This is a genomic window from Microbulbifer mixtoriginis (SeqCode) (genome assembly GCF_052468275.1).
This window is the reverse complement of the sequence record NZ_CP174341.1, coordinates 4,004,386-4,026,691: the sequence shown is the minus strand read 5'-3', so window position 1 is coordinate 4,026,691 and position 22,306 is coordinate 4,004,386. Positions and strand designations below refer to the sequence as shown.

Annotated in this window: 24 protein-coding genes; 18 read left to right on the top strand and 6 right to left on the bottom strand. The window is 51.9% G+C overall.

What is annotated here, in order from left to right:
- Positions 1-147 precede the first annotated feature (147 nt).
- The 4 genes from ACJJIC_RS17630 to ACJJIC_RS17615 all read left to right on the top strand — a co-directional run bounded on the left by ACJJIC_RS17630 (position 148) and on the right by ACJJIC_RS17615 (position 3,520).
- A complete protein-coding gene (locus ACJJIC_RS17630; RefSeq protein ID WP_444884208.1) occupies positions 148-1,083 on the top strand; it encodes a YjiK family protein in 936 nt (311 codons plus the stop codon).
- The gene (locus ACJJIC_RS17625; RefSeq protein WP_444902788.1) at positions 1,084-1,674 is read left to right on the top strand and encodes a uracil-DNA glycosylase family protein; all 591 of its coding nucleotides are present in this window, start codon (positions 1,084-1,086) and stop codon (positions 1,672-1,674) included.
- A gap of 2 nt (positions 1,675-1,676) precedes the next feature.
- Positions 1,677-2,399, top strand: a complete 723-nt coding sequence (ung, locus tag ACJJIC_RS17620; protein WP_445357530.1) for a uracil-DNA glycosylase — start codon at positions 1,677-1,679, stop codon at positions 2,397-2,399.
- Positions 2,400-2,719: 320 nt separating this feature from the next.
- Positions 2,720-3,520 (top strand): hypothetical protein, encoded by an 801-nt coding sequence (locus tag ACJJIC_RS17615; protein WP_445357529.1) that lies wholly within the window; start codon positions 2,720-2,722, stop codon positions 3,518-3,520.
- 258 nt (positions 3,521-3,778) lie between these two features.
- Here the strand turns inward: ACJJIC_RS17615 and ACJJIC_RS17610 are convergent, their stop codons facing one another.
- Complete coding sequence (locus ACJJIC_RS17610) at positions 3,779-4,699, bottom strand: LysR family transcriptional regulator (protein WP_252082588.1); 921 nt, start codon at positions 4,697-4,699, stop codon at positions 3,779-3,781.
- Positions 4,700-4,783: 84 nt separating this feature from the next.
- Here ACJJIC_RS17610 and ACJJIC_RS17605 point away from each other — a divergent pair, with 84 nt between their 5' ends.
- Entirely contained in the window at positions 4,784-5,521 is a 738-nt protein-coding gene (locus ACJJIC_RS17605; protein ID WP_445357528.1) for an SDR family oxidoreductase, read from the top strand.
- A gap of 178 nt (positions 5,522-5,699) precedes the next feature.
- Here ACJJIC_RS17605 and ACJJIC_RS17600 read toward each other — a convergent pair whose 3' ends face one another.
- The 3 genes from ACJJIC_RS17600 to ygfZ all read right to left on the bottom strand — a co-directional run bounded on the left by ACJJIC_RS17600 (position 5,700) and on the right by ygfZ (position 8,440).
- On the bottom strand, positions 5,700-6,263 hold the full coding sequence (locus ACJJIC_RS17600; protein ID WP_444900230.1) for a hypothetical protein: 564 nt from the start codon (positions 6,261-6,263) through the stop codon (positions 5,700-5,702).
- A 247-nt stretch (positions 6,264-6,510) separates the two neighbouring features.
- Positions 6,511-7,068 carry a hypothetical protein gene (locus ACJJIC_RS17595; RefSeq protein WP_445357527.1) on the bottom strand — a complete coding sequence of 186 codons (558 nt, stop codon included), beginning with the start codon at positions 7,066-7,068 and terminating at the stop codon, positions 6,511-6,513.
- A gap of 331 nt (positions 7,069-7,399) precedes the next feature.
- A complete protein-coding gene (gene ygfZ / locus ACJJIC_RS17590) occupies positions 7,400-8,440 on the bottom strand; it encodes a CAF17-like 4Fe-4S cluster assembly/insertion protein YgfZ (protein WP_445357526.1) in 1,041 nt (346 codons plus the stop codon).
- Between the two features lie 114 nt (positions 8,441-8,554).
- Here ygfZ and ACJJIC_RS17585 point away from each other — a divergent pair, with 114 nt between their 5' ends.
- Positions 8,555-8,800 carry an FAD assembly factor SdhE gene (locus ACJJIC_RS17585; protein ID WP_252082577.1) on the top strand — a complete coding sequence of 82 codons (246 nt, stop codon included), beginning with the start codon at positions 8,555-8,557 and terminating at the stop codon, positions 8,798-8,800.
- On the top strand, positions 8,775-9,227 hold the full coding sequence (locus ACJJIC_RS17580) for a protein YgfX (protein WP_444902781.1): 453 nt from the start codon (positions 8,775-8,777) through the stop codon (positions 9,225-9,227). The genes ACJJIC_RS17585 and ACJJIC_RS17580 overlap by 26 nt, the downstream gene beginning before the upstream one ends.
- Positions 9,228-9,257: 30 nt before the next feature.
- Here ACJJIC_RS17580 and nadB read toward each other — a convergent pair whose 3' ends face one another.
- Positions 9,258-10,865, bottom strand: a complete 1,608-nt coding sequence (gene nadB / locus ACJJIC_RS17575; RefSeq protein WP_444902780.1) for an L-aspartate oxidase — start codon at positions 10,863-10,865, stop codon at positions 9,258-9,260.
- A gap of 178 nt (positions 10,866-11,043) precedes the next feature.
- Between nadB and rpoE the strand changes: the two genes are divergently transcribed.
- The 5 genes from rpoE (at position 11,044) to ycjG (ending at position 15,107) form a co-directional block, all read left to right on the top strand.
- Positions 11,044-11,658, top strand: coding sequence for an RNA polymerase sigma factor RpoE (gene rpoE / locus ACJJIC_RS17570; protein WP_226647383.1), 615 nt, complete (start codon positions 11,044-11,046; stop codon positions 11,656-11,658).
- A 117-nt stretch (positions 11,659-11,775) separates the two neighbouring features.
- Entirely contained in the window at positions 11,776-12,480 is a 705-nt protein-coding gene (locus ACJJIC_RS17565; RefSeq protein ID WP_252082571.1) for a sigma-E factor negative regulatory protein, read from the top strand.
- Between the two features lies 1 nt (position 12,481).
- On the top strand, positions 12,482-13,657 hold the full coding sequence (locus ACJJIC_RS17560) for a MucB/RseB family sigma factor regulatory protein (protein ID WP_444884218.1): 1,176 nt from the start codon (positions 12,482-12,484) through the stop codon (positions 13,655-13,657).
- A 5-nt stretch (positions 13,658-13,662) separates the two neighbouring features.
- Entirely contained in the window at positions 13,663-14,115 is a 453-nt protein-coding gene (locus ACJJIC_RS17555) for a SoxR reducing system RseC family protein (protein WP_252082567.1), read from the top strand.
- A 44-nt stretch (positions 14,116-14,159) separates the two neighbouring features.
- Positions 14,160-15,107, top strand: a complete 948-nt coding sequence (gene ycjG, locus ACJJIC_RS17550; RefSeq protein WP_445357525.1) for an L-Ala-D/L-Glu epimerase — start codon at positions 14,160-14,162, stop codon at positions 15,105-15,107.
- On the opposite strand, the gene mpaA is transcribed toward ycjG, so the two are convergent.
- Positions 15,095-15,799, bottom strand: a complete 705-nt coding sequence (gene mpaA, locus ACJJIC_RS17545) for a murein tripeptide amidase MpaA (RefSeq protein ID WP_444909102.1) — start codon at positions 15,797-15,799, stop codon at positions 15,095-15,097. The two genes, ycjG and mpaA, sit on opposite strands and share 13 nt — an antisense overlap.
- A gap of 175 nt (positions 15,800-15,974) precedes the next feature.
- Between mpaA and ACJJIC_RS17540 the strand changes: the two genes are divergently transcribed.
- From ACJJIC_RS17540 to era, 6 genes are all read left to right on the top strand, one after another.
- Complete coding sequence (locus ACJJIC_RS17540) at positions 15,975-17,369, top strand: Do family serine endopeptidase (RefSeq protein ID WP_444900240.1); 1,395 nt, start codon at positions 15,975-15,977, stop codon at positions 17,367-17,369.
- A 133-nt stretch (positions 17,370-17,502) separates the two neighbouring features.
- The gene (gene lepA, locus ACJJIC_RS17535) at positions 17,503-19,308 is read left to right on the top strand and encodes a translation elongation factor 4 (protein ID WP_252082557.1); all 1,806 of its coding nucleotides are present in this window, start codon (positions 17,503-17,505) and stop codon (positions 19,306-19,308) included.
- A 43-nt stretch (positions 19,309-19,351) separates the two neighbouring features.
- Positions 19,352-20,119 carry a signal peptidase I gene (gene lepB / locus ACJJIC_RS17530; RefSeq protein WP_252082555.1) on the top strand — a complete coding sequence of 256 codons (768 nt, stop codon included), beginning with the start codon at positions 19,352-19,354 and terminating at the stop codon, positions 20,117-20,119.
- 48 nt (positions 20,120-20,167) lie between these two features.
- Positions 20,168-20,608, top strand: a complete 441-nt coding sequence (locus ACJJIC_RS17525) for a DUF4845 domain-containing protein (RefSeq protein WP_252082554.1) — start codon at positions 20,168-20,170, stop codon at positions 20,606-20,608.
- Positions 20,601-21,281 carry a ribonuclease III gene (gene rnc, locus ACJJIC_RS17520; RefSeq protein ID WP_445357524.1) on the top strand — a complete coding sequence of 227 codons (681 nt, stop codon included), beginning with the start codon at positions 20,601-20,603 and terminating at the stop codon, positions 21,279-21,281. The genes ACJJIC_RS17525 and rnc overlap by 8 nt, the downstream gene beginning before the upstream one ends.
- Positions 21,282-21,394: 113 nt before the next feature.
- Positions 21,395-22,294: a GTPase Era gene (gene era, locus ACJJIC_RS17515; RefSeq protein ID WP_445357523.1), complete on the top strand. Its 900-nt coding sequence runs from the start codon at positions 21,395-21,397 to the stop codon at positions 22,292-22,294.
- Positions 22,295-22,306: the final 12 nt, after the last annotated feature.

The window sequence follows — 22,306 nt, the reverse complement described above, 5'->3', positions numbered from 1 at the left end:
GCGATCTAGAGTATGTTGGCAGCGGCTTTATGGAGAGAGACTTTTCCATTTCTCTGAAAGGTAAACGGTGAATTAGAAGATCTAAGAATGCGCCAAATCACTAATTATCCTTTTAGTTCATTCATTTCTCGATGGATTGGAAAAATCGTGATCAAGCGAATTTTATTTTTCTTTATCAGTTTGTTGGTGCCTTCAGCGATGGCTGCTGACATTATTCCCGCTAAAAAAGTACAGCATTATTGGGTAAATGCCAGCGCAGGGTTGAGCCTCTCTGGTTTAACTTTTTGTGATGGCAGACTTCTTACTATTTCAGATAAAAAGTCAGAGAAAGTTTATCAGATCGTTTTAAAGGGTGTTCATGCCAAGCTGGAGCCCTTTGTCACACTCTCTGGTTTGAATGTTCCAAAGAAAGATCGACCGACAAACGTATGGTACTTTTTATTGGATCTTACCCGACCGGCAGCGGCAATGGATTTTGAAGCCATCAGCTGTGTAGATAATAATTTGTATTTGTTGAGCGAACGCTACAACCGCATTGCCGAAGTTGATATGCAGGGGCAGGGACGTTGGCTGGAAAATATGTGGTCGACCACAGCTAAGGCTCAGGGCTATATGCAGGGGTACAACCTCTCAGGCGTAGGCTTACAGAAAGTTGGCGATGATTTTTGGATGGTGCTAGAGCGCGATCCCCGTGCTTTAGTTAAGCTTGGCCCCAAGGGGGGAGTGCAAATTTTTACACCGCCGGCTGTAGAGGGGCTTAATTTTCGCGGGCAATCAGAAAACCTGGCGGGTTTGTCCTATTATGATGGCGCGCTGTTTACTTTGGAGCCCAATGCGTCTGCGGTATGTCGGAGAGAATTACCTAGCTTGAAGGCGCAGTGGTGCTTGGATTATTGGGAGCAAGAGAACTCCTCTGAATTGGGCTATGAAGTATCCCGCACTGGGGGCAAAGGCGATGGGTTGGCAGTGGGCGATACGGGCATTTTTATAGTGTTTGACAACGACAATATCAGCCGTATACATGACCCTCAAGATCGCAGGGCGCTTCTGTTACATCTAGCTTATCCCGAAGGGGCGCAATAGGTGGTCGTCGAGAAGTTACCAACCTTATTGGAGGAGATACGCGCTTGTCGTCTATGTGAGGATCACCTGCCACTGGGAGCTAATCCGGTGCTGCGAGCGGCAGAATCTGCTCGTTTGTTGATCATTGGTCAGGCGCCGGGAACTAAGGTTCATGCCACTAGTATCCCATGGAATGACCCCTCTGGTGATCGTCTGCGCGAGTGGCTGTCGATCGATAGGGATATCTTTTACGATGAATCCCAGATTGCCATTATTCCCATGGGCTTCTGTTATCCGGGGCGAGGTAAGGGAGGAGATTTGCCACCGCGCCCGGAGTGTGCTGTCACCTGGCATAAGCGCTTGCTGCAACAGCTACCTCACTTGCAACTCACGCTGTTGGTGGGACAATACGCCCAGCGACACTACCTGCCGCATTGGTATGGCAATATTACAGAGAATGTGCGCCATTACCGCGATGCCCTGCCCGCAGGGTATTTCCCTTTGCCCCACCCGAGCCCGCGCAACACACTTTGGCTGCGGCGAAGACCTTGGTTTGAAGAGGCTGTGGTGCCCGAGTTGCAAAAGTACGTAAAAAAGATTCTGAAGGTTTGATAATGCCGGTTCCGGAAAAAGTTAAGATTCACCCCTCCTGGTACGATGTGCTGAGCGAGGAATTCAAAAAGCCTTATATGGCTGAACTACGTCAGTTTCTGCGGGGAGAAAAAGAGGCCGGTAAACGCATCTATCCACCTAGTGGGCAGATCTTTAATGCCTTCAACTCCACCCCATTTGATCAGGTGAAAGTGGTGATTTTGGGGCAGGACCCCTATCACGGGATAGGCCAGGCGCACGGTTTATGCTTTTCTGTGATGCCCGGCGTACGAATCCCGCCATCGTTACAAAATATTTACAAAGAATTGCACTCTGATATGGGGATACTTCCAGCGCACCACGGCTGTCTACAACCCTGGGCAGAACAAGGAGTGCTGCTACTCAATGCCACCCTCACTGTAGAGGACAGTAAAGCTGGTGCCCATCAGGGGCGCGGTTGGGAGCAGTTTACCGATGCCGCTATCCATAAGCTGGCCGAGCAGCGTGAAGGTCTAGTGTTTATACTCTGGGGTAGTTACGCACAGAAGAAAGGCGGTTTTATTGATCGCAATAAACACTTGGTACTACGCGCCCCTCACCCATCCCCCCTTTCAGCGCACCGCGGTTTTTTTGGCACCAAGCCGTTCTCTCAAGCTAACCACTGGTTGCAGCAGCGAGGTGAAAAGCCCATTGAGTGGGCGTTGCCGGAAGCGCATCTGTTGGAAAGAGTTGCTGTGGAAGTGTAATAGCACTTATCAGTGCGGTAGATGTCTACTTAATAATATCTTTGCCCAGCTTCCGGCTTTTGTGAGTATGCTGGGCATCTTTTATCTGCTAAGTCGGAAGATTTTTAGTTGTTTGAAATCTTTTTAATAACACTTCTCCATTTATGTATTTCAGCGCCAGAATAAAATTCACGTACTGATGGAATTTACAATTTGTCTACAATGGTTGTAGTTTAAATTTCTGCAACCTTTAATAAGGGTTTTCTAGGTTTGCCCCTTATTTGACAGATTTTCATTGTATAAAATTTTTAGGGTGTCTGGTGGCCTGACTAGGGGTGGAAATGGTGCTAACATTTGCAGATTTTCTTTTGGATTTCCTTTCGGCCCCATTTGTGGAGGCTTTTCTTACTGCTAGCTTTATTGGTTCTGCAGCAATTTTAAAGAAAAAATTTGATGCAAAAGATTATAAGGCTCTGTGGGATAAATTCTTTGGTGATTCTGACTCTGATATTCACGTGGTGCTTCCTTTGATAAAGCAAAGAACACTGTTTTCCGAGATTACTAGAACACAAAGTCGAATTCCTGATAATGTGCTGTTTATGCCCTACGATGAGTCTCTTGGAATACAGTTGTTAAAGGATCGGATTGAGAGGGTGTATCCGAAAAGAAAAGTAATTTTTCATGATTCTCATAATTTTGTAGATGATCACAAGACCTTTATCTGTGTCGGTGGGCCCGCTATAAATGTTGTGAGCCGTGATTTATTGCTAACTAGAAGAATAGATGAAAAGTTCAAAATGGATTTTTTAGGCCGCTATGCGATTGATGAGGTTGATGATAGTGTTTATAAGTCGAGTGTTTTAGGAGATTCAATTACAGAAGATTATGGGTTTATATTTTTTTCGAAAAACCCCTACCATAAAGACAGTTTTATATGCTTGGTTTTTGGGATATGGTCACATGGGACTTATTCGGCAATTCAAGCTTTGTGCGGCAAAGGGACGCATCTGCCAGAGTTGGCTGAAAGCCTCAAGTTAAACAAGTCTCTGTTTGCTGTCACAAAGTCTGCTGTAAGGGGGATGGTAACAGGGTTTCCTTCTGTGGAAAAAGTGAGAAGAATAGAGTCTTCCTGTCAAATCTAAGAGCTTGGTATTTAGTTGATTTCGATGCTTGTTGTTAGAAGAGTAGGCTTTCTGGGTGTTTTCCTGAGAGGCTCTAAATGCAAAGAATTTTGCCTATTGGGATTATGATTTTGGGCGGAGCCCTTTGAGGGCTTTGTTGTTGTAATGTTATTTGAGATAAGGTTAAAAATTCAGCTCAAATACTCTTAGGGAATACTCTGGTGGCGATACAGGTGAGGGGCGATTGGTGGTTGACCGTATAGGATTCCCTTCATGCCGCTAGATACTCCAATTAAATAAATTTTTTTCCTCTTTAAGAAAGTCTAACAATGCAGCGAGTTTCTTGGGTTTATTGAGTCCCTGGCGGTAAACGGCATGAATGTCCATTGGTGGAACATGCCAGTCTGGAAGAATATTAACGAGTGAGCCTTTGCCTAACTCTTCCATAATATTGTTGATTGGTAATTGCGCAATTCCCAGCCCATTGACTGCCGCATTTTTCAGGGCTGAAATATTAGCACAAAAGAAATTCCCATTAACGGGTAAAGTCATTGTCGATTGTTTAGAGGTTAGCGCCCACTCGGTATCTCCAGGGTTAAATTGAAATCTCAGGCAGTTATGGCTTATTAGGTCGCTGGGCTGCTGTGGTTTTCCCTGTGTGGTGAGATATTCAGGGCTGGCTACGAGAATTCGCGTTGAACTGCCAAGCTTTCTGGAAATCAGGCGCTCATCATGTATGTCGCCAACACGAAACGCGAGGTCAATGCCTTGGGAGAAGAGGTCTTCAAAGTCGTAAGTGAGGTTTAGGGAGACGGTAATTTTTGGCCAGCGCTTCAAAAAAGTGGGTAAAACTCTCTTGGAGAGAAATTCACCCAGGGCTGGCGGGGCTGAGATTCGCAATAAGCCTTGGACCTGCTGATCCATTACTAGCACATCATTTTGCATGGTTTTAAAGTCTTCTATCAAATGCAGAGCCCGGTCATAGGCAATAGCCCCCACTTCTGTCAGTGCAACACGCCGGGTGGTACGATCCAATAGTTTGGCTTTCAGGTGGGATTCCAGTCTTGAAACCTCCTTACTAACCGTTGACTTAGGAAGTTCCAGCTGATCTGCAGCCAGCGATAGGTTTAATGTCCTACAGACATGGACAAAAACAGATAAAGTTCTAAGACTGATTGTTTCTAATTCGCGAACATTCATTTTCTTTTTATATAATTGTTTCTATTTTATCGAATAATAGAATGCTCCTGTGTTTGAAGCAACTTAACTCACAGGAGACTTACCATGTCTAATGATCGAATTGCATTGATCACCGGTTCAAATCGAGGAATTGGTCTGGAGGCTGCCAAGCAGCTTTCTAACCAGGGAGTCAAAGTAATCCTGTCTGGTCGAGATAAAGCGAAATTGGAGGCCGTTCAAGCTACTTGGAATGGTGAGGTGGCACCAATTGATATTATTGAGCTGGATATTACCAAAGCAGAAGATAGGGCACGAGCTGCTCAAAAGATTACGGAGCAATATGGTCGGCTGGATATTCTGGTGAATAATGCCGGTGTTATCGTTGAGGGGGAGTGGGGCCAGAACAATAGTGAAACAGTTTCGCAGGAGGATCTGAACACCACTTTTAGTATTAACTTATTCGCTCAAATTGGTCTAACGCAAGATCTTCTGCCACTGCTAAAGAAGAGTAAAGCTGGCCGTATCGTGAACGTGAGCAGTATTCTGGGTTCTTTAGCTGTGAATGCTGACCAGAACTCTGGTTGGAGTGCAGTGAAGCCCTTCGCTTACAATGCGTCAAAGGCTGCGCTTAATATGTTTACAGTTTCTTTGAGCCAAAGTCTTGCAGATACTGTTATTAAGGTAAACAGCGCACACCCAGGTTGGGTTAAAACCGATTTGGGTACCAGCGCGGCGCCAATGGATGTGACCGAAGGGGCGAGAACTGTTGTGGAGCTTGCCTTGATTGATAGTGACGGCCCTAACGGTCAGTTTATTCACCTTGGTGAAGAGCAGCCCTGGTAAATAGTTGAAGTTACAGCTGGGTAGTTCCCATAGATCCCGTATCTATCAATTGAAAAGTAGGTATGGGGTCCTTGGTTCTTCAAATAGCTGTTGATTTTACTGTGAAGCAGATTCCTTAAGATCTTGGATCTACTAAAAAATATTTTTTCATGAATTATTCAGAGGCTTCCCGGTGTGGTTAACGGCGCCTCCTTGCACGCTCGCTATGAGGCTGGCTGGCTTCTTTCTTTTCAACGGACTTCCATAAAGGCCGCATTAAGAGCCTGGCAAAGGCGAAGCCGACAAAAAACAAATTACATATGTAAGCAAGAAAATACGGCCCAAACTCTCTTTCAAAAACTATCCCGGCTGCATTTAGAGTGCTTATGATGACAATGGAAGAAGCTATGCCAAAAAGTCCGTAGTAGGTGAATTTCATTATGGGGGAGACAAACTTAAAATGTCTTTTCTTCCACAGATAAGCAATAAACCCCATGGTGGCTATTCCCATAAGGCTGCTGCTGATAGACCAGACATGCTTAGCCTCGACATGAAAATTTAAAAGGATAAGTGAAAAAGCGGAGAGTAAGGCGCTACACAAGCTGATATAGACAATCATGGCGAGAGAGACGACATGTCCTCTGGAGATACTTTCCATTTTTCTTGACTGAAAAGTTGCAACCATAGCTGCAAAACCTGCCAGGATAATGGAGACTTCGATAATATGCAGCAGTTGTTCAATTTGTCCCGGCAGTGTATCCATCTTCCGCTGTTGCCCTGGGCAGAGATGTTATGTTGTGAGGGGGTTATCGGTGTGTAAAGGATAGTTTATGTTTTTTAGTGGCTTGCAGACTTTATAGGGTTTCATTCGTTTCTGTTGCATGCCGAAATTTTCTATTGAGGGCTCTTGGTAAGGTAGGTACTTCTCGGTGCATGAAGTACGTTTGGTTGTTTAGGGCAATTTATATGCCCTTGAGAGTCGGGTGTGATTCTTATCTGTTTTGGTAGAGCTACCTTGTACCGGCTTGACTCTTTCTTGCATGTTGTTGTTCGTTTTCTATTACTACTGCCCAAAGAGGTCGCATAAGCAGTCTAGTGAAGGCATAACCAACAATAAACAAATTAAAAACAAATGATAGGAAGTAGGGTCCGTATTCTCTGTTAAAGCCAAGTCCAAAGGCATTTAGGAGGTTGATAATTACCATGCACCCTGCGCCTCCAAAGAGTGCAAAGTAAATAATTTTCGCTACTTTGGAAACTGTCCTAAGGCGCTTTTTTATCCATAAATAAGTAATGGAGAAAGCGGTAGCCAAACTCATGGCAAAGCTGCTTGCAGACCATAAGGTTTGATCACTAATGCCAAAGTTTGCAAGTATTAGGGTGAAGGCGGCGAGGAGAGCATTAACTAGACTGATATAAATTATCATGGCGAGGGAGACAATTCTTCCCTTGGTGATTCTCCTGGTTTTTTTTGGCTGAAGGGTGCCTACGATTGCCGCGAAACCTGCCAGTACAACACAGGATTCAAGAGTAACGATAATCTGGCTCATCTCTTTCAGTGGAGTCATCCCTTTGCCTGTGTAAGTTTTGGGTATAGCAGAATAAGATTAGTGGAAAAAGGCAAAATATTTTTGTGGAAATAGCTGTAATTATTTGGTGTAAAAGTTACATGTCGTATTAGGAAAGCGCTTATTAATTAGTGGCCTGAATGTGAAAGCGGCGACGGGGAATATCACTTTGTGAATATTTTGCCTAATATCTGATTGGATTATCAGGCCTATGGAGGCAATGGTTATAAACATTGACTAAAGGCCGTTTGGAAAGGTGTTTTCCGCCTGAGACCGGTATGAACTGTATACCGGTCTATCTGCCAAAAGTGAATCAGCCGGTTAATTACCCTTATGCTAAGGGGTCGGCATCAGCATCGTAGGGTAAATCCTGAATCTCCAGGGAGCGGCCATCTTTCAACTTTAAGGTTTCGCCGGCGGCAATTTTGGCGATTGTCAGTACGGCGAGCAATTCTATGCCTTCTTCGCTGTGGCAGGCTTCAACCAGATTGCCGATGCTTTGTTGTCCGTCGGCAAAAATTTCCAGTCCGCTGGCTGGAAGATCACCACCCTCACATTTTGCACGGTATAGGCGACGCTTGGCGGCGCCACGGAACTGCATGCGGGCAACAACTTCCTGACCGGTGTAACATCCCTTTTTAAAACTCACACCGCCAAGTAGGTGCAGGTTAGTCATTTGTGGGATAAACATCTCAGAAGTGGTGGCATCAACCTGGGGGATGCCGGCTTCGATCTGCCCCTTCTGCCACTGGTCGTAACCTGTGGCTTCACTATGGGGAGAGAGTTTTTGCCAGAATTGTTGTGTTTTATCGCTGGGGCTAAGCAGAGCCAATTGGAACTCATTGACCGATTGGGCGATACAGCGCTCGCTACTGAAATCGAAAGTCACTACCTGGCCTGGAGAAGGGGCCTCGAAGCCCAGTAGTTGTGCCGCCTGCTCCGCAACACCCTCTCCCTGTAGGCCTAGCCAATGGGAGTCATCGCTGATGTCGCTAAGTTCCACCTTGAAAAATACGGCGTACTTCGCCAGCGCCTGCTGGGCGATTGGGGCGAGATTGCGGGGTAGGCGGAGTATAAATTCGCTCTGGGAGAGCTTTAGGGCACTAAAGGCACTGATCATGCGTCCCTTGGGGTTGCAGTGAGCACCCAGTGTGCTGTGCCCGTCGGGTAGATTTACAAGGTCGCAAGTGAGCTGGCCTTGCAGAAACTTCTGACTATCGGGGCCTACTACTGAAACGGCGCCCACGGGGCCGAGGTCGATAAGATGTAAGCCCTGGCGGTCATCATTGCTGGTAAGGGGGAAGTGGGCCCTGCCGCCTTCCCAAATGGCGCCTTCGCTACTGAGAAAATCCTGCCACTGTTGCTGGTCCATAGTGTTGCCACCTCCGGTTGTCTTGGTGGCATTAATTGGGGATTACAGCGCCCCTTTTCAAGTTTGCTCAGCTAGCAGGTATACTGCGCACTTTAATCTGGTTGGAAATGAAGTATGGATCGCAACCGCCTGTTTTGGGCCAGCCGCCGCGGCATGTTGGAGTTAGATCTGGTGCTGCTGCCGTTTCTGGACAATATCTACGAGACCCTGGAGCCCGAAGATCAACAGCGTTATGTGCGACTGATGGACGAGCAGGACCAGGATCTATTTGCCTGGTTCATGCGCCGTGAAGATCCGGCCGACCCGGAGCTATTGCGCATAGTACAGATCATCCGTGACAACACCGGTTTACAGCAGTAGACCGCCGTCTCAAATTTTTGAGCGCAGCGCACGCTTGAGCTGCGTGGTTGCGCGATCGCCTCTCCTTCTTCTCTTTTTATTGCTTGCCACAGGGCAGACGGTATTGCTGCTGTGGTTGAGTGACCTCCCTTCCTGGCTTTTCTGGTCGGCACTGCTGCTTGTGTGCCTCTATGCCTTTGTTGAAAAACGTCGTCTGGAGCGGATGAGCGGGATCTTATCAACCCGAGACCGCCGCTGGTTTTGGCGTACTGAAAGTGGAGTGGAACGAGAATTTGAGTTTTGTGGTGAGCTGGTAGTGTGGCAGTGGTTGCTGGTAATCCGTGGGCGTGATCAGATGGGCGCCTCTCTTTGCTTGGTTTTGGCGCGGGACGCGCTCAATCGGGACGACTGGCGCAGATTGCAGGTGGCTTTGCGCTATTCGCGCTAGGGTGGGCTCTGCCCACCCATACCCCTGTGTTCAGATAAATTGCCTCTGATTGGCGTAGTTTTCCGGTACCAGCACCGTATCCATGGCCAGCTCTCTGAGATCTGGATAATCGAGAGAGTAGTGCAGGCCCCGACTCTCGCGGCGGTCCAGAGCCGAGCGGATGATCAAATCGGAAACCAAGGCCAGATTGCGTAGTTCCACTAGATCATTCGTGATGCGGTAATTGGCATAAAACTCGCGAATTTCCCGCTGCAGGAGTTTTACTCTGTGCTGAGCGCGCAGCAGGCGCTTGCGGGTGCGCACGATTCCCACGTAGTCCCACATAAAGCGCCGCAGCTCATCCCAGTTGTGGGATATCACAACGTCTTCATCAGAGTCTGTAACTCGCGAGGCGTCCCACTCCGGCGCCTTGCGCGGCGCTTGCACCGAGTCGAGATGTTCGTCGATATGCAGGGCCGCAGAACGGGCGTATACCAGGCATTCCAATAGGGAGTTACTAGCTAGGCGATTGGCGCCATGAAGGCCGGTAAAAGTGGTTTCCCCGATGGCATAGAGTTGGTCCAGGTCGGTGCAACCGTGTTGATCTACCATAATTCCACCGCAGGTATAGTGGGCGGCAGGCACCACCGGGATGGGCTCTTTGGTGATATCTATGCCGTATTTCAGGCAGTTGCTATACACGGTGGGGAAGTGCTCACGTACAAAGGTGGAATCTTTGTGGGAGATATCCAAATAGAGGCAGTCGGCACCAAGGCGTTTCATTTCATGGTCAATGGCACGGGCGACGATGTCCCTGGGGGCTAGTTCACCGCGCTTATCAAAGCGTTCCATAAAGCGGCCGCCATCGGGCAGTTTCAACTGTGCTCCCTCGCCGCGCAGGGCTTCTGTAACCAGCAGGGCTTTAGCCTTGGGGTGGTAGAGGCAGGTGGGGTGGAATTGGTTGAATTCCATATTAGCCACCCGGCAGCCGGCGCGCCAAGCCATGGCAATGCCGTCGCCGCTGGCACCATCTGGATTACTGGTATACAGATAGGCCTTGCTGGCACCACCGGTGGCGAGGATCACCGCCTTGGCCTGCAATAGCTCGACTTCTTCAGTATTTTTATTCAGCACATAGGCGCCAGCACAGCGAAAACGCCCTTTCTCGGGGTCCGGTTGGCGTATTAAATCAATGGCGACGTGATGTTCAAAGCAGTCAATATTGGGGCTGTTGAGCACTTTCACCAGCAAGGTGCTATGTACGGCTTTGCCCGTGGCGTCGGCGCTGTGAATGATACGGCGATGGCTGTGCCCACCTTCTTTTGTCAGGTGGTAGTCCTCGCCCTCGCGGGTGAAACTCACGCCCTGGTCAATCAGCCAGCGAATGGCTGCGGTGCTCTCTTCTACCGTGAAGCGGACAGACGATGGGTGGCAGAGTCCGGCACCCGCGTCTAATGTGTCTGCAATATGTGACTCCACCGAATCCATATCGTCTAACACTGCCGCGATGCCCCCCTGGGCGAACCAGGTGGAACCGTCCTGCAGACGCTGCTTGGAAAGCAAGGCTACGCGGTATTTGGCGGAGAGATGCAGGGCCAGGGTGAGGCCAGCGGCGCCGCTGCCGATGACGAGAACGTCGTAGTTTACCGGGGCATTCATAGATTTCATTTATCTTTAAGGGTCGCGTAGTATAGCGCCTCCTGATTATTCGTCGATTTGACGTGGAACTTATGTCCTATTGTCAGTGTCTTCAACACAGTAAAAGAAACGCCTGCGCCGGCAGCCCCTCAGTAAATCGTTGTGGTGCCCGCAGTGTGGCTGGATATGGGAGTTGGGGATGACAGCGCATCAGGCGTCAACGAGTGACCGTGAGCTGGTGGAGCGGGTTCAAAAGGGAGATAAACGCGCTTTTGACCTGTTAGTACTCAAGTATCAACACAAAATTGTTGCTGTGGTCAGCAGATTTATCAAGGACCACAGTGAGGTACAGGATGTCACTCAGGAGGCTTTTATTAAGGCCTACAGGGCGCTCGCCAATTTCCGTGGCGACAGCGCTTTTTACACATGGATGTACCGGATTGCGATTAATACCGCTAAAAATCATTTGGTTTCCCGTAGCCGCAGGCCCCCGTCTTCCGATGTGGATCTTGAGGATGCCGAGTTCTACTCCGGTGCCGATCTGTTGCGGGATAACGAAACACCTGAGAACCAGATGTTTCGTGACCAGCTTGAATCTGCGGTGCATCGCGCCATTCGCGCACTGCCAGAGGATCTGCGTTCAGCGGTTACGCTGAGAGAGCTTGAGGGACTGAGCTATGAGGAGATCGCCGAGGTAATGGGATGCCCGGTAGGCACAGTGCGTTCGAGAATTTTTCGTGCACGGGAAGCTATTGACCGGACAGTCCAGGCCGTGATGGCCGGTGAGCCGGAAACACTGGGTGACCGGGGTTAAAATTGCGGAAAATTTTCCCAACTGGGGAAACCAACCGCCGAGAGCCCGGTCTTATCTCATACCAACTATGGTGCGTGTGGGCACCGAATAAATGATTGCACAAGAGGGTTAACCCCTATGTCCCACGGGAATCATCAGGAACGTCTCAACGAGTCGCTCTCGGCGCTTATGGATGGCGAAGTCAGCGAGTTGGAGTTGCAGCGGCTGTTAAAAGCCTCTTCGGCTTCTGAAGAGTTGGGTGAGCGCTGGTCACGCTACCAACTTGCGGCAAGCGTAATGCGCCGCGAACAGGTTGCCCCTGTGAACAGCAGTCTCGCTGCGAACATCTCTGCGGCAATTGATCTCGAAGAGCCCTTGTCGCAAACGGGGAGTGGTGGTGCCGTGGCGGCCAATGGGTTGATCAATAACCGTTGGTGGCGTCCGCTTTCACGCGGTGCGGTAGCGGCCACTGTAGCATTTGCTGCAATTCTTGGGGTTCAACAGATTACCGATACACAGCAGAGCCCAGTGCAGGGCCAGGGTGTGGAATTGATGGCGGAGGTTGAGCGCCCGGCACAGCCGGTAGTGCAATCTGCCCCGCAGCCGTCCGGTTTTTATGTGCCGGCACCATCTACCCGCTCAGTGAGCACAGCCACTCCGAGCTTTGTACCCGAGCAGCGCGGTGTGGTTGGCCAGCAGGTGATTCAGCAGGTGCCTACGCCGGAGCTGATGCGCCATCTGAACCGCGTAATGATGCAACACTCAGAACAGGCCGCGCATGTCGGCAGCCAGGGCATGGTGCCTTTTGCCCGCGCGACCTACGGCGAACAAGTTGGTATGTAGCGTGACGAAAGCCGTTTTCAGGGGGAGTCTTATCCGTATTGGAATTCGCAGGGCCAGTAACCTCTTACTGGCCACCTCACTGCTGGCGCCACTGGCGATCGCTCAGGAGACAGCCAGCACCGATAATGCTATCCAACCCAGTGCGCCGAGTATCGTAAACCTCGATATGGCCAGCACCCAGGCGGCAGCTTCTGCTGCTGAGGTGACAAACCCGAGCAGTGAGCAGGATGCCCTGACTACCGCCAACCCGGAGCCTCCGGCTGTCGACCCCACAGTGCTCTCTGCAGAAGCTCTGGCCAGTCCTGGTGCTGTGTCGGTAGCGGTTGCCGGTAATGAGGTAGAGCAGTGGCTGGCCAAGCTTGCCAAGGCGGTTGCCGAGCTGGAATACAGCGGGCTGGTCACCTTTGAGCACGCCGGCATGCTTGAAACCCTGCAGGTGGTACACGCGGTCCGCGACGGAGAACAGGTAGAGCGTGTGCGCTACCTCAGTGGCGAGCCGCGAGAATTGATTAGCCACGGTAGCAGCAGCAATTGTGACTACGGTGTTTCGCCCAGTGCTCGGGCTACCCTATGGAATGCGGTGGGACAGCAGCAAGTTCAGCGCGCCTACCAGTTTATTTTGCGTGGCGAGGAGCGTATTGCCGATCGCGATGCAGTAGTTATCGAGGCTAGGCCGCGGGATCGCTACCGGCTCGGGCTGGTGGTCAGCTTAGACAGGGAAACCGGCCTGCCCCTTAAAACTATGTTGGTGAGCACCCAGGGCCGAGTGTTGGAGCGCTACCAGTTTGTACAGCTAGACTTGTCGCCGGTAGAGGATGGTGCCCTGGAGGCGGTCTCCAATAATGCGCGACGGGTTGATAATCGAACTAGCTGCGAATCCTCCCAGAGTCGCTGGCAAGTACGCTGGCTGCCGGAAGGTTTCAAGGTGGTATCGGTAAAACCCCTTTCCGATGGCGATATGATGGTCTTTAGTGATGGGCTAGGCGTATTTACCGTGTTTGTGCAACGCCTTGGACCTGAGCTAAAGGATTTTAAAGGCCGAGCCATACGCGGTGCGACAGTGGCCTATATGGACCGAATGGAAGTCAATGGCGTCGCTTATACCGTTACTGTCGTTGGGGAAATCCCCGATGCCACGGCGCGCAGAGTAGCCAGTTCTATTGCTGAAAAAGGCTGAGTGCCGTGCTTGAAGAGCGCGGCCGTATTGTCGCCATAGAATCCGACGCTGTCTGGGTTGAAACAATCCAGCGCAGCGCCTGCAATGGTTGTGAGGCCAAGTCTGGCTGCGGCACTGGTCTACTTGGTGACTTTTTTTCTTCTTCCACGCGAGTGAGAGCAGTTCTTAACGGCTACCCGGCCGATAAAATTTCCCTGAATGATACCGCCGTAATCGGCATTACTGAGAGTGCCCTCACCAGCAGTACCCTGCTGGTTTATTTGTTACCCCTGGTTTCCCTGGTGCTTGTCGCACTATTGGGGGACTATTTTTTCGCTGAGGCTGGCGCCGTTATAGGCGCGCTAATGGGCCTGCTGGGCGGTGCTCTCGGCGTGCGTTGGTACAGTCGCCGCCAAGCTGCCAATCCCACTTTTACCCCGGTGCTGTTGCGCATAGAGCCCAGCAGCGGGCATTCATAACTGAACCTAAACTGATAACTCCAAGGTTTAATCGGAGTCTTTCCATGTTGGCCCGCTGCTATATAGAGCGCTGGCCCCTGCGCACGGCCTTTGTTATCTCCCGCGGAGCTCGCACTGAAGCAGAAGTCGTCGTTGTAGAGGTAAAGCTGGAAGGCCGCGTGGGTATTGGAGAGTGCACCCCTTATGCCCGCTATGGCGAAAGCCCTGAATCGGTTGTGCAGCAGCTGGAACCCTTGCTTTCCGAGCTGGCTGCCGGTTTGAAGCGAAGTGCTTTGGCGTCGCGATTGCCTGCTGGCGCCGCGCGCAATGGCCTCGACTGCGCGCTGGCTGACTGGGAGGCGAAGTACAATAATGTGCCCTTTGCCGGCCCCGATTCCCTGCCCACCGTACAGACTTTGGTGATCGACAGCCCGGAGGCCATGGCTATGGCCGCGGACAATGCGGTATCCCATGGAGTGCAAGTATTAAAGCTCAAGCTGGATGATCATCTGGTCTGTGAGCGGGTGGCGGCCGTACGTGCCGCTGCGCCCAGTGCCCAGTTGGTGATTGATGCCAATGAAGCCTGGCAGAGCATCACTCTGATCGAGCGCTGTCAGCAGTTGGCCGAGTTGGGGGTTGCCATGCTGGAGCAACCCTTGCCTGCGGACGACGATGAATTTCTCACCACATTTCCCCATCCACTTCCTATCTGTGCCGATGAGAGCTGCCATACCCGAGCTGACCTGCCGCGCCTGAAGGGGCGCTATGAGATGGTCAATATTAAGCTCGATAAGACCGGGGGGATTCGTGAGGCTGAGGCTCTGGCGAAGGAGGCATCCGCGCAGGGTTTTGAGCTGATGCTCGGTTGTATGTTGTGTACCTCGCGGGCAATACGTGCGGCTTGGCCTCTGGGGTCAAAGGCGCGCTACCTGGATTTGGATGGCCCCACCTGGCTGGCGAGGGATACCGAGCCCCCACTGCGCTTTACTGCTGGCAGGGTTTATTGGTCGTAAGTAATCAGGTCGATCAGTATATCCAGATATTCTTCACTGGCTGCATCGGCGGAGATTGGTGGAAACTCCACGGTGATACAGGGTAGGGCGCGCTCGGCGCACCAGGTACCGAAAGAACCCGGTGTTTGGTAGCCTAGTTGTTCGACCAGTGGCAGCTGCATACCTTCGGCCAACCAGGCTCCCAGAGCAGTTTTGTCGGGGTCTTCCACGCAGCCCAGGGGCTCGTGGATGGATACCGTCCAAGGGGGTGCCAGTTTGGTAATCAACTGGGATAACGCGGAAGTTTCGCTCTCGGAGGCGGGCCTGTTGCCGGTACCGAGTTGGACATCGCGGGCATCTGCTGTGCTATTCCAGCGGTAAACATTGCCGCCGCCGTCCCAGTTCTCTGTGGCAAAGTTGCGGTTCAGATCCACGCCGTGTGCATTGCAGCGGGTACCCAACTGGCAACCATCGGGATTTACCGCCAGTATCACATGGTGCTTGAGTTGGTTCGTCGCGAGTGAGCGCAATGCACAAGAGAGTGCTACCACTGCTGCGACTTCATCGCCGTGGGTGCCGGCCATCACCAGGCCTGGTTTGTGGCCGGATTGAGCGGGAAAATAAAAAAGTGGTGCGCCCAGGGCACTGTATCCGTACAGTTCTTTGGGGAGGTGGAATTGGCCTCGCTGTGGGCGTGGGCGCAGTTTGGACATCGCTGGCCTTTACACAGATTTACATTAGGCGGCAGAACTTTCGTGGCTATACAGCCACTAAATCGTTACTGAATGTCCCTAAAGGGGCCGGAGCCATTCCGTCGAGGCATGCCCTGGAAGGGATTCAAATTCCAATGGTTTCATATTAGAAGGGAACACTAGGGGTAACAAACCTATGGTTAAACGCTGTACACAATATCTCTTGGTACTCTGTCTCTTGGTTTCCGGCGCTGCTAGTGCGCGCGGACTGCCAGAGCTTACCGAATTGATAGAGGAAAACTCTCCTGCGGTGGTTAAGATCAACACGGTGGATCGCAGCCGAGTGGCTCGCGGCAACAGTTCGCCGCAGTATCAGCAGGAAATCCCCGATATTTTCCGTCACCTGATCGAGCCACGCCGTCGTCAGCGCCCAGTGGCCAGCATGGGCTCAGGTTTCATCATTTCTGAAGATGGTTATATCGTGACCAACAACCATGTGGTCGATGGTGCAGATGAGGTGAGAGTTACGCTAACCGATCGCCGCGAATACGAGGCGAAGGTGATAGGCACCGATGAGCGCTCGGATCTCGCCCTGCTTAAGATCGAAGCCGATGACCTGTCGGCAGTGCGCTGGGGGGACTCAGAGGAGCTGCAGGTGGGTGAATGGGTGGTCGCGATCGGCTCGCCATTCGGCCTCGACTACTCCGCCAGTGCCGGTATCGTGAGTGCTATGGGGCGCAGTATTCCCAATGAGAGTCGTGAAAACTATGTGCCATTCATTCAGACCGATGTAGCGATCAACCCTGGTAACTCCGGTGGGCCGTTGTTTAATCTCGATGGGCGGGTAGTGGGGATCAATTCCCAGATTTATACCCGTAGCGGCGGATCCATAGGCCTGTCTTTCGCTATCCCAGCGAGCCTGGCCCAGGATGTGGTTGCCCAGTTGAAAGAGAAGGGTCGTGTGGATCGCGGCTGGCTCGGCGTTGGTATCCGCAATGTGGACCGTGATATGGCTGAAGCCATGGGGCTCGGTAAACCTTCTGGTGCGCTAGTGGAGCAGGTGAGTCCAGGTACTCCTGCGGCTGAGGCCGGTATTAAACCTGGAGATGTAATTATCCGTTTTGATGGTCGCAAGATTGGTGTACATGGAGACCTGCCACATGTAGTAGGTCAGGTTCGCCCCGGCACCGAGGTGCCCGTGGAGCTGATGCGCAAGGGCAGAACCGAAAAGCTACAAGTGGTTGTTGGCTCCCTGCCGGGTTCTGATGAAGAGCGCAGCCAGGCGTCCAATCAGCCGGCATCCAGAATGGGTGGCCCCCTGGGTGTGGTTGTCGAGGAAATCCCGGAGGGTATGAAGCAGCGCTGGAATGTAGATACTGGCGTGCTTGTGCGCCAGGTTATTCCCGGCAAGCCAGGTGCTAAGGCGGGTCTGCGTAGCGGTGATATCATCGCCCAGCTGGGCTTTGAGGAAGTGACTGATATCAGCGACTACGAAACGGTGGTCGATGACCTACCCAAAGATGAGCTGTTGCCGATCCGCTTTTTCCGAGCTGGCCAGTCAACTTTCCGCACAATTAAGATCGAAAGCTAAGTACAAGAGGCAAATGGTGGCCCATTGGGTCACCTGCCTCTCACCTCTGCTCGGGAGTTCTGTTAGACTTGCGCCACACAGCTGGCAGCTCCGCCAGCTAATCATTTGATTTTTCAAGGGTTTTTATTCCGCAGTGGCCACAGATCTCTCACATATCCGCAATTTCTCCATTATTGCCCATATCGACCACGGGAAATCTACCCTGGCGGACCGCTTTATTCAGGATTGCGGTGGGCTCTCAGACCGCGAAATGGAAGCTCAGGTGCTCGACAGCATGGAGTTGGAGCGCGAGCGCGGTATTACCATCAAGGCGCAGAGTGTAACGCTCGACTACAAAGCGCGGGATGGTAAGACCTACCAGTTGAACTTTATCGATACCCCGGGACACGTGGACTTCTCCTACGAGGTATCCCGCTCCCTGGCAGCCTGTGAAGGGGCGCTGTTGGTAGTGGATGCCGCACAAGGTGTCGAGGCCCAGTCAGTGGCCAACTGTTATACAGCGATTGAGCAGGGCCTGGAAGTTATCCCGGTACTAAACAAGATGGACCTGCCCCAAGCGGATCCGGATAAAGTCGCTGAGGAAATTGAGGAAATCATCGGCATTGATGCTGCCGATGCGACCCGTTGCAGCGCCAAGTCCGGTCTGGGTGTAGAGGATGTCCTTGAGGATCTGGTGCGTCAGGTTCCACCACCCGAGGGTGATGTGGATGCTCCGCTACAGGCCTTAATCATCGACTCTTGGTTCGATAGCTATTTGGGCGTTGTGTCCCTGGTACGAGTGGTGCAGGGCACCCTGAAAACCAAAGACAAGATTGTCACCAAGTCGATTGGTCGTCCCCATGTGGTGGACAACGTCGGTATCTTTACCCCCAAGCGCAAAGAAACTGGTGTGTTGCGTGCCGGTGAAGTGGGTTTTGTTGTGGCTGGCATCAAGGATATCCATGGCGCGCCAGTGGGCGATACCCTGACCCACGCTAAGGGTGCCGATGAAATCGAAATGCTGCCGGGCTTCCAGAAGGTCAAACCACAGGTTTACGCGGGTTTGTTCCCGGTTAGCTCCGACGATTACGAAGGCTTCCGCGATGCGCTGGAGAAGCTTTCTCTTAACGATGCCTCTTTGTTCTATGAGCCTGAGACCTCTGATGCGCTCGGCTTTGGTTTCCGCTGCGGCTTCCTCGGTATGCTGCACATGGAGATTATCCAGGAGCGTTTGGAGCGCGAGTATGATCTCGACTTGATCACCACCGCGCCAACTGTGGTGTATGAGGTTGAGCAGACCGACGGCGAAGTGGTGATGGTGGATAACCCATCGCGCCTGCCGGATGTGGGTAACATTGAGGAGATGCGTGAGCCTATTGCCGAGGTGAATATCCTGGTACCGCAGGAATATCTGGGCAACGTGATTACTCTCTGCGTAGAGAAGCGCGGTATTCAGAAAGATATGCAGTACGTGGGTTCCCAGGTATCCCTGCGCTATGAGCTGCCCATGAGTGAAGTGGTGATGGATTTCTTCGATCGCCTCAAGTCGGTGAGCCGTGGCTTTGCTTCCCTGGATTACAGCTTTGTGCGCTTCGAAGCGGCAAAACTGGTGCGTCTGGATATCCTCATTAACGGGGATCGAGTCGATGCCCTGGCGCTCATCGTGCACCGTGAGAATGCCCAGCAGAAGGGGCGTGCCATGGCGGAAAAAATGAAAGAATTGATTCCCCGGCAGATGTTCGATGTGGCAATTCAGGCGGCTATTGGTGGCCAAGTGGTGGCCCGTACCACCGTAAAGGCTCTGCGCAAGAATGTGACTGCAAAATGTTATGGTGGCGATGTCACCCGTAAGAAAAAACTGCTTGAAAAGCAGAAAGCGGGTAAGCGCCGTATGAAACAGCTCGGTCGAGTGGAAGTGCCACAAGAGGCCTTCCTGGCCGTGCTGAAGGTGGATCAATAGCGGCTAGGCCCGCTATTGGCTTCAAGGAAAATAGAGATACATAATGGATATTAATTTACCTCTGATTCTGCTCTGGTTAGTCGTTATCAGTGGCGGTATCTGGCTGGTAGACAGCCTGTTCTTTGCCCGTCGCCGCAAAAAAGAAGGCGGGGGCAAGCAAGAGGATCCAGTGGTTGTGGAGTACGCAAAGTCGTTCTTCCCAATCCTGGCAATCGTTTTTGTGTTGCGCTCTTTTATTGTCGAGCCTTTCCAGATTCCCTCTGGCTCCATGATCCCAACCCTTCAGGTTGGTGATTTTATTCTGGTCAATAAGTATGAGTACGGCTTGCGCTTGCCAGTCTCCCGTAAAAAAGTAGTAGATATCGGCGAACCTCAGCGCGGCGACGTGATGGTGTTTTTCCCACCGCACATGAATGATACCTACTTTATCAAGCGGGTTATTGGCCTTCCCGGTGACAAAATTGAGCTGAAAAACAATGTGCTCTATGTCAACGGTGAGCTGGCACCTCAGGAGCTGATTCAGGCGATGCCCCCGGTAAATCCGAGACAGGAAATATTGTGGGAAAATCTCTATGGCAAGCGCCATTTAATGCAAAAAAATATCCCTGCCAGTCAGTACGGTAACTTTAGTGGTGTAGTTCCGGAAGGCCATTACTTTATGATGGGTGACAACCGCGATAACAGCCTCGACAGCCGTGCATGGGGCTTTGTACCTGAGCGTGACGTAGTGGGTAAAGCCTTTGCTATTTGGATGCACTGGGACAACTGGCTCAGTTTGCCCAGCTTTAAACGTGTAGGCTCTATCCAATAACGAAAATGGCCGGCGTTGTGCCGGCGATATGGATTGAGGGCAAAGGTAATGAGTAGTGTTATCCGGGTTTCACTAAAGCGTCAGCGCGGCATGAGTTACTGGGGTTGGTTGTTGGTTATTGCGGTGTTGGGCTTTGCCCTTACCTGTGTTTCTAAAATGGCCCCAGCCTACGTGGATGCGCGTTATGTGAGTGAGGCCCTGAGAACTCTGGGTGAGAACCCGGAGCTGGAAAATATGTCGACCGGCCAGATCAAGAAAGAGCTGGGCCGTTTCTTTCTGATCAATAATGTGCGTGGAGAGCCCACTAAAGCATTGCAGGTGGTGCGTGGGGCGAAAAGTACTGTGGTCAGTATTAATTACGAGTTGCGCCAGCCGCTGATTTATAACGTGGATGTCGTGATGAAATTTAACAAACAGCTCAATACGGCCAAGCCTGAGCTTTGTTGTGATCCTTTGATAGATCTGGAGCAATTCCGCAAACGTGACTGACCTTTTACTGGAGCGCCTCTGCCAGCGCCTTGGCCACAAATTTGAACAAAGCACTCTTTTGGAGTTGGCGCTTACACACCGATCCCACGGCAGCCGTAACAACGAGCGTTTGGAATTTCTCGGCGATTCCATTCTCGGCTTTACTATTGGTGCCGCACTCTATGAGCAATTTCCCCAGGGTCGCGAGGGCCAGCTGAGCCGTTTGCGCGCGCAACTGGTCAGTGGTGAAACCCTGGCCAAGCTGGCGCGAGAGCTGGATATTGGCGACTGCTTGCGCCTGGGCGAGGGGGAGATGAAAAGCGGCGGCTTTCGCCGTGCCTCTATCCTGGCTGATGCGGTGGAGGCCCTGATCGGTGCCATCTACCTTGATGCCGGTCTGGAGGCAGCGCGCGCTAGAGTGCTGGCATGGTTTGCACCACGGCTACAGGAGTTGTCACTGGAGACGGTGAAAGACCCCAAAACCCGCTTGCAGGAATGGCTGCAGGCCCGTAAAAAGCCATTGCCAGAGTATTCAGTCGTGGATGTGTCCGGTGCTGAGCACGCCCAGCACTTTATCGTAGAATGCCGGGTTAGTGGTTTGGCCCAGCCGGTTCGCGGCGAGGCCAATAGTCGCCGCGCCGCAGAGAAAACTGCTGCGATAGAGGCTTATAAGCGCCTCACTGGGCAGGACTAACCTTACAATTAGAGCGCAGTGGTTTATCGCCCGGCTCGGACAGATAGCCCCTGTGTGCGGGGGCGAGCAGAGCCCGGTTTCGCTGGGCACTTCAACCCTTTCGGAGAAACTTCTTGAGCGAACAACCCTCTCGCTGCGGCTATGTAGCGATCGTCGGCCGCCCCAATGTGGGAAAGTCCACGCTGCTTAACCATTTGCTGGGCCAGAAGCTGGCAATTACTTCACGCAAGCCCCAGACAACCCGCCACAACATGCTCGGTATTAAAACCGATGGCCCCAATCAGATTATTTTTGTGGACACACCCGGCCTGCATTCGGATCAGGAAAAGGCCATCAACCGCTATATGAACCGCGCCGCTTCCAGTGCAGCGCGGGATGTAGATGTGGTGGTGTTTGTCGTGGAGCGCACCCGCTGGAGTGAGGGTGACCAGCTGGTGGCCGACAAGTTGCGCGGTCTCAAGTGTCCGCTGATTATCGCCGTCAATAAAGTCGATCAGCTGGAGGATAAGAGTGATCTGCTGCCTCAGCTGCAGGCTTTGGCGGAACAGCACCCTAAGGCTGAAATTGTGCCGATCTCGGCACTGCGCAACGTCAACCTCGATTCCTTAGAAGAGGTAATCCTCAAGCATTTGCCAAAGGGGCAACACTTCTTCCCAGAGGATCAAGTTACTGATCGCAGTTCACGCTTCCTCGCCGCAGAGATTGTGCGTGAAAAAATTATGCGTCAGCTGGGTGCGGAAGTGCCCTACCAAGTCACTGTTGAGGTTGAGGAGTTCAAACAGGAAGGGAAGATTCTGCATATCAGCGCGGCGATCCTGGTGGAGAGATCGGGGCAGAAGCGCATTATCATCGGCAACAAGGGTGAGCGTATCAAGCAGATTGGCAGCCAGGCTCGTGAAGATATGGAGCGCCTGTTCGATAGCAAGATAATGCTGAATTTGTGGGTTAAGGTGAAGTCCGGCTGGTCTGATGACGAGCGTGCCCTACGCAGTCTCGGCTATCGTGACGAGTAACCCTCTTCCCCT

What these genes read in the sequence shown, in the direction of transcription:
- ung (WP_445357530.1), top strand. Translation starts at nt 1,677, where the DNA reads ATGCCGGTTCCGGAAAAAGTTAAGATTCACCCCTCCTGGTACGATGTG.
- ACJJIC_RS17615 (WP_445357529.1), top strand. Translation starts at nt 2,720, where the DNA reads ATGGTGCTAACATTTGCAGATTTTCTTTTGGATTTCCTTTCGGCCCCA.
- ACJJIC_RS17610 (WP_252082588.1), bottom strand. Translation starts at nt 4,699, where the DNA reads ATGAATGTTCGCGAATTAGAAACAATCAGTCTTAGAACTTTATCTGTT.
- ACJJIC_RS17605 (WP_445357528.1), top strand. Translation starts at nt 4,784, where the DNA reads ATGTCTAATGATCGAATTGCATTGATCACCGGTTCAAATCGAGGAATT.
- ACJJIC_RS17600 (WP_444900230.1), bottom strand. Translation starts at nt 6,263, where the DNA reads ATGGATACACTGCCGGGACAAATTGAACAACTGCTGCATATTATCGAA.
- ACJJIC_RS17595 (WP_445357527.1), bottom strand. Translation starts at nt 7,068, where the DNA reads ATGACTCCACTGAAAGAGATGAGCCAGATTATCGTTACTCTTGAATCC.
- ygfZ (WP_445357526.1), bottom strand. Translation starts at nt 8,440, where the DNA reads ATGGACCAGCAACAGTGGCAGGATTTTCTCAGTAGCGAAGGCGCCATT.
- ACJJIC_RS17585 (WP_252082577.1), top strand. Translation starts at nt 8,555, where the DNA reads ATGGATCGCAACCGCCTGTTTTGGGCCAGCCGCCGCGGCATGTTGGAG.
- nadB (WP_444902780.1), bottom strand. Translation starts at nt 10,865, where the DNA reads ATGAATGCCCCGGTAAACTACGACGTTCTCGTCATCGGCAGCGGCGCC.
- rpoE (WP_226647383.1), top strand. Translation starts at nt 11,044, where the DNA reads ATGACAGCGCATCAGGCGTCAACGAGTGACCGTGAGCTGGTGGAGCGG.
- ACJJIC_RS17565 (WP_252082571.1), top strand. Translation starts at nt 11,776, where the DNA reads ATGTCCCACGGGAATCATCAGGAACGTCTCAACGAGTCGCTCTCGGCG.
- ycjG (WP_445357525.1), top strand. Translation starts at nt 14,160, where the DNA reads ATGTTGGCCCGCTGCTATATAGAGCGCTGGCCCCTGCGCACGGCCTTT.
- mpaA (WP_444909102.1), bottom strand. Translation starts at nt 15,799, where the DNA reads ATGTCCAAACTGCGCCCACGCCCACAGCGAGGCCAATTCCACCTCCCC.
- ACJJIC_RS17540 (WP_444900240.1), top strand. Translation starts at nt 15,975, where the DNA reads ATGGTTAAACGCTGTACACAATATCTCTTGGTACTCTGTCTCTTGGTT.
- lepB (WP_252082555.1), top strand. Translation starts at nt 19,352, where the DNA reads ATGGATATTAATTTACCTCTGATTCTGCTCTGGTTAGTCGTTATCAGT.
- ACJJIC_RS17525 (WP_252082554.1), top strand. Translation starts at nt 20,168, where the DNA reads ATGAGTAGTGTTATCCGGGTTTCACTAAAGCGTCAGCGCGGCATGAGT.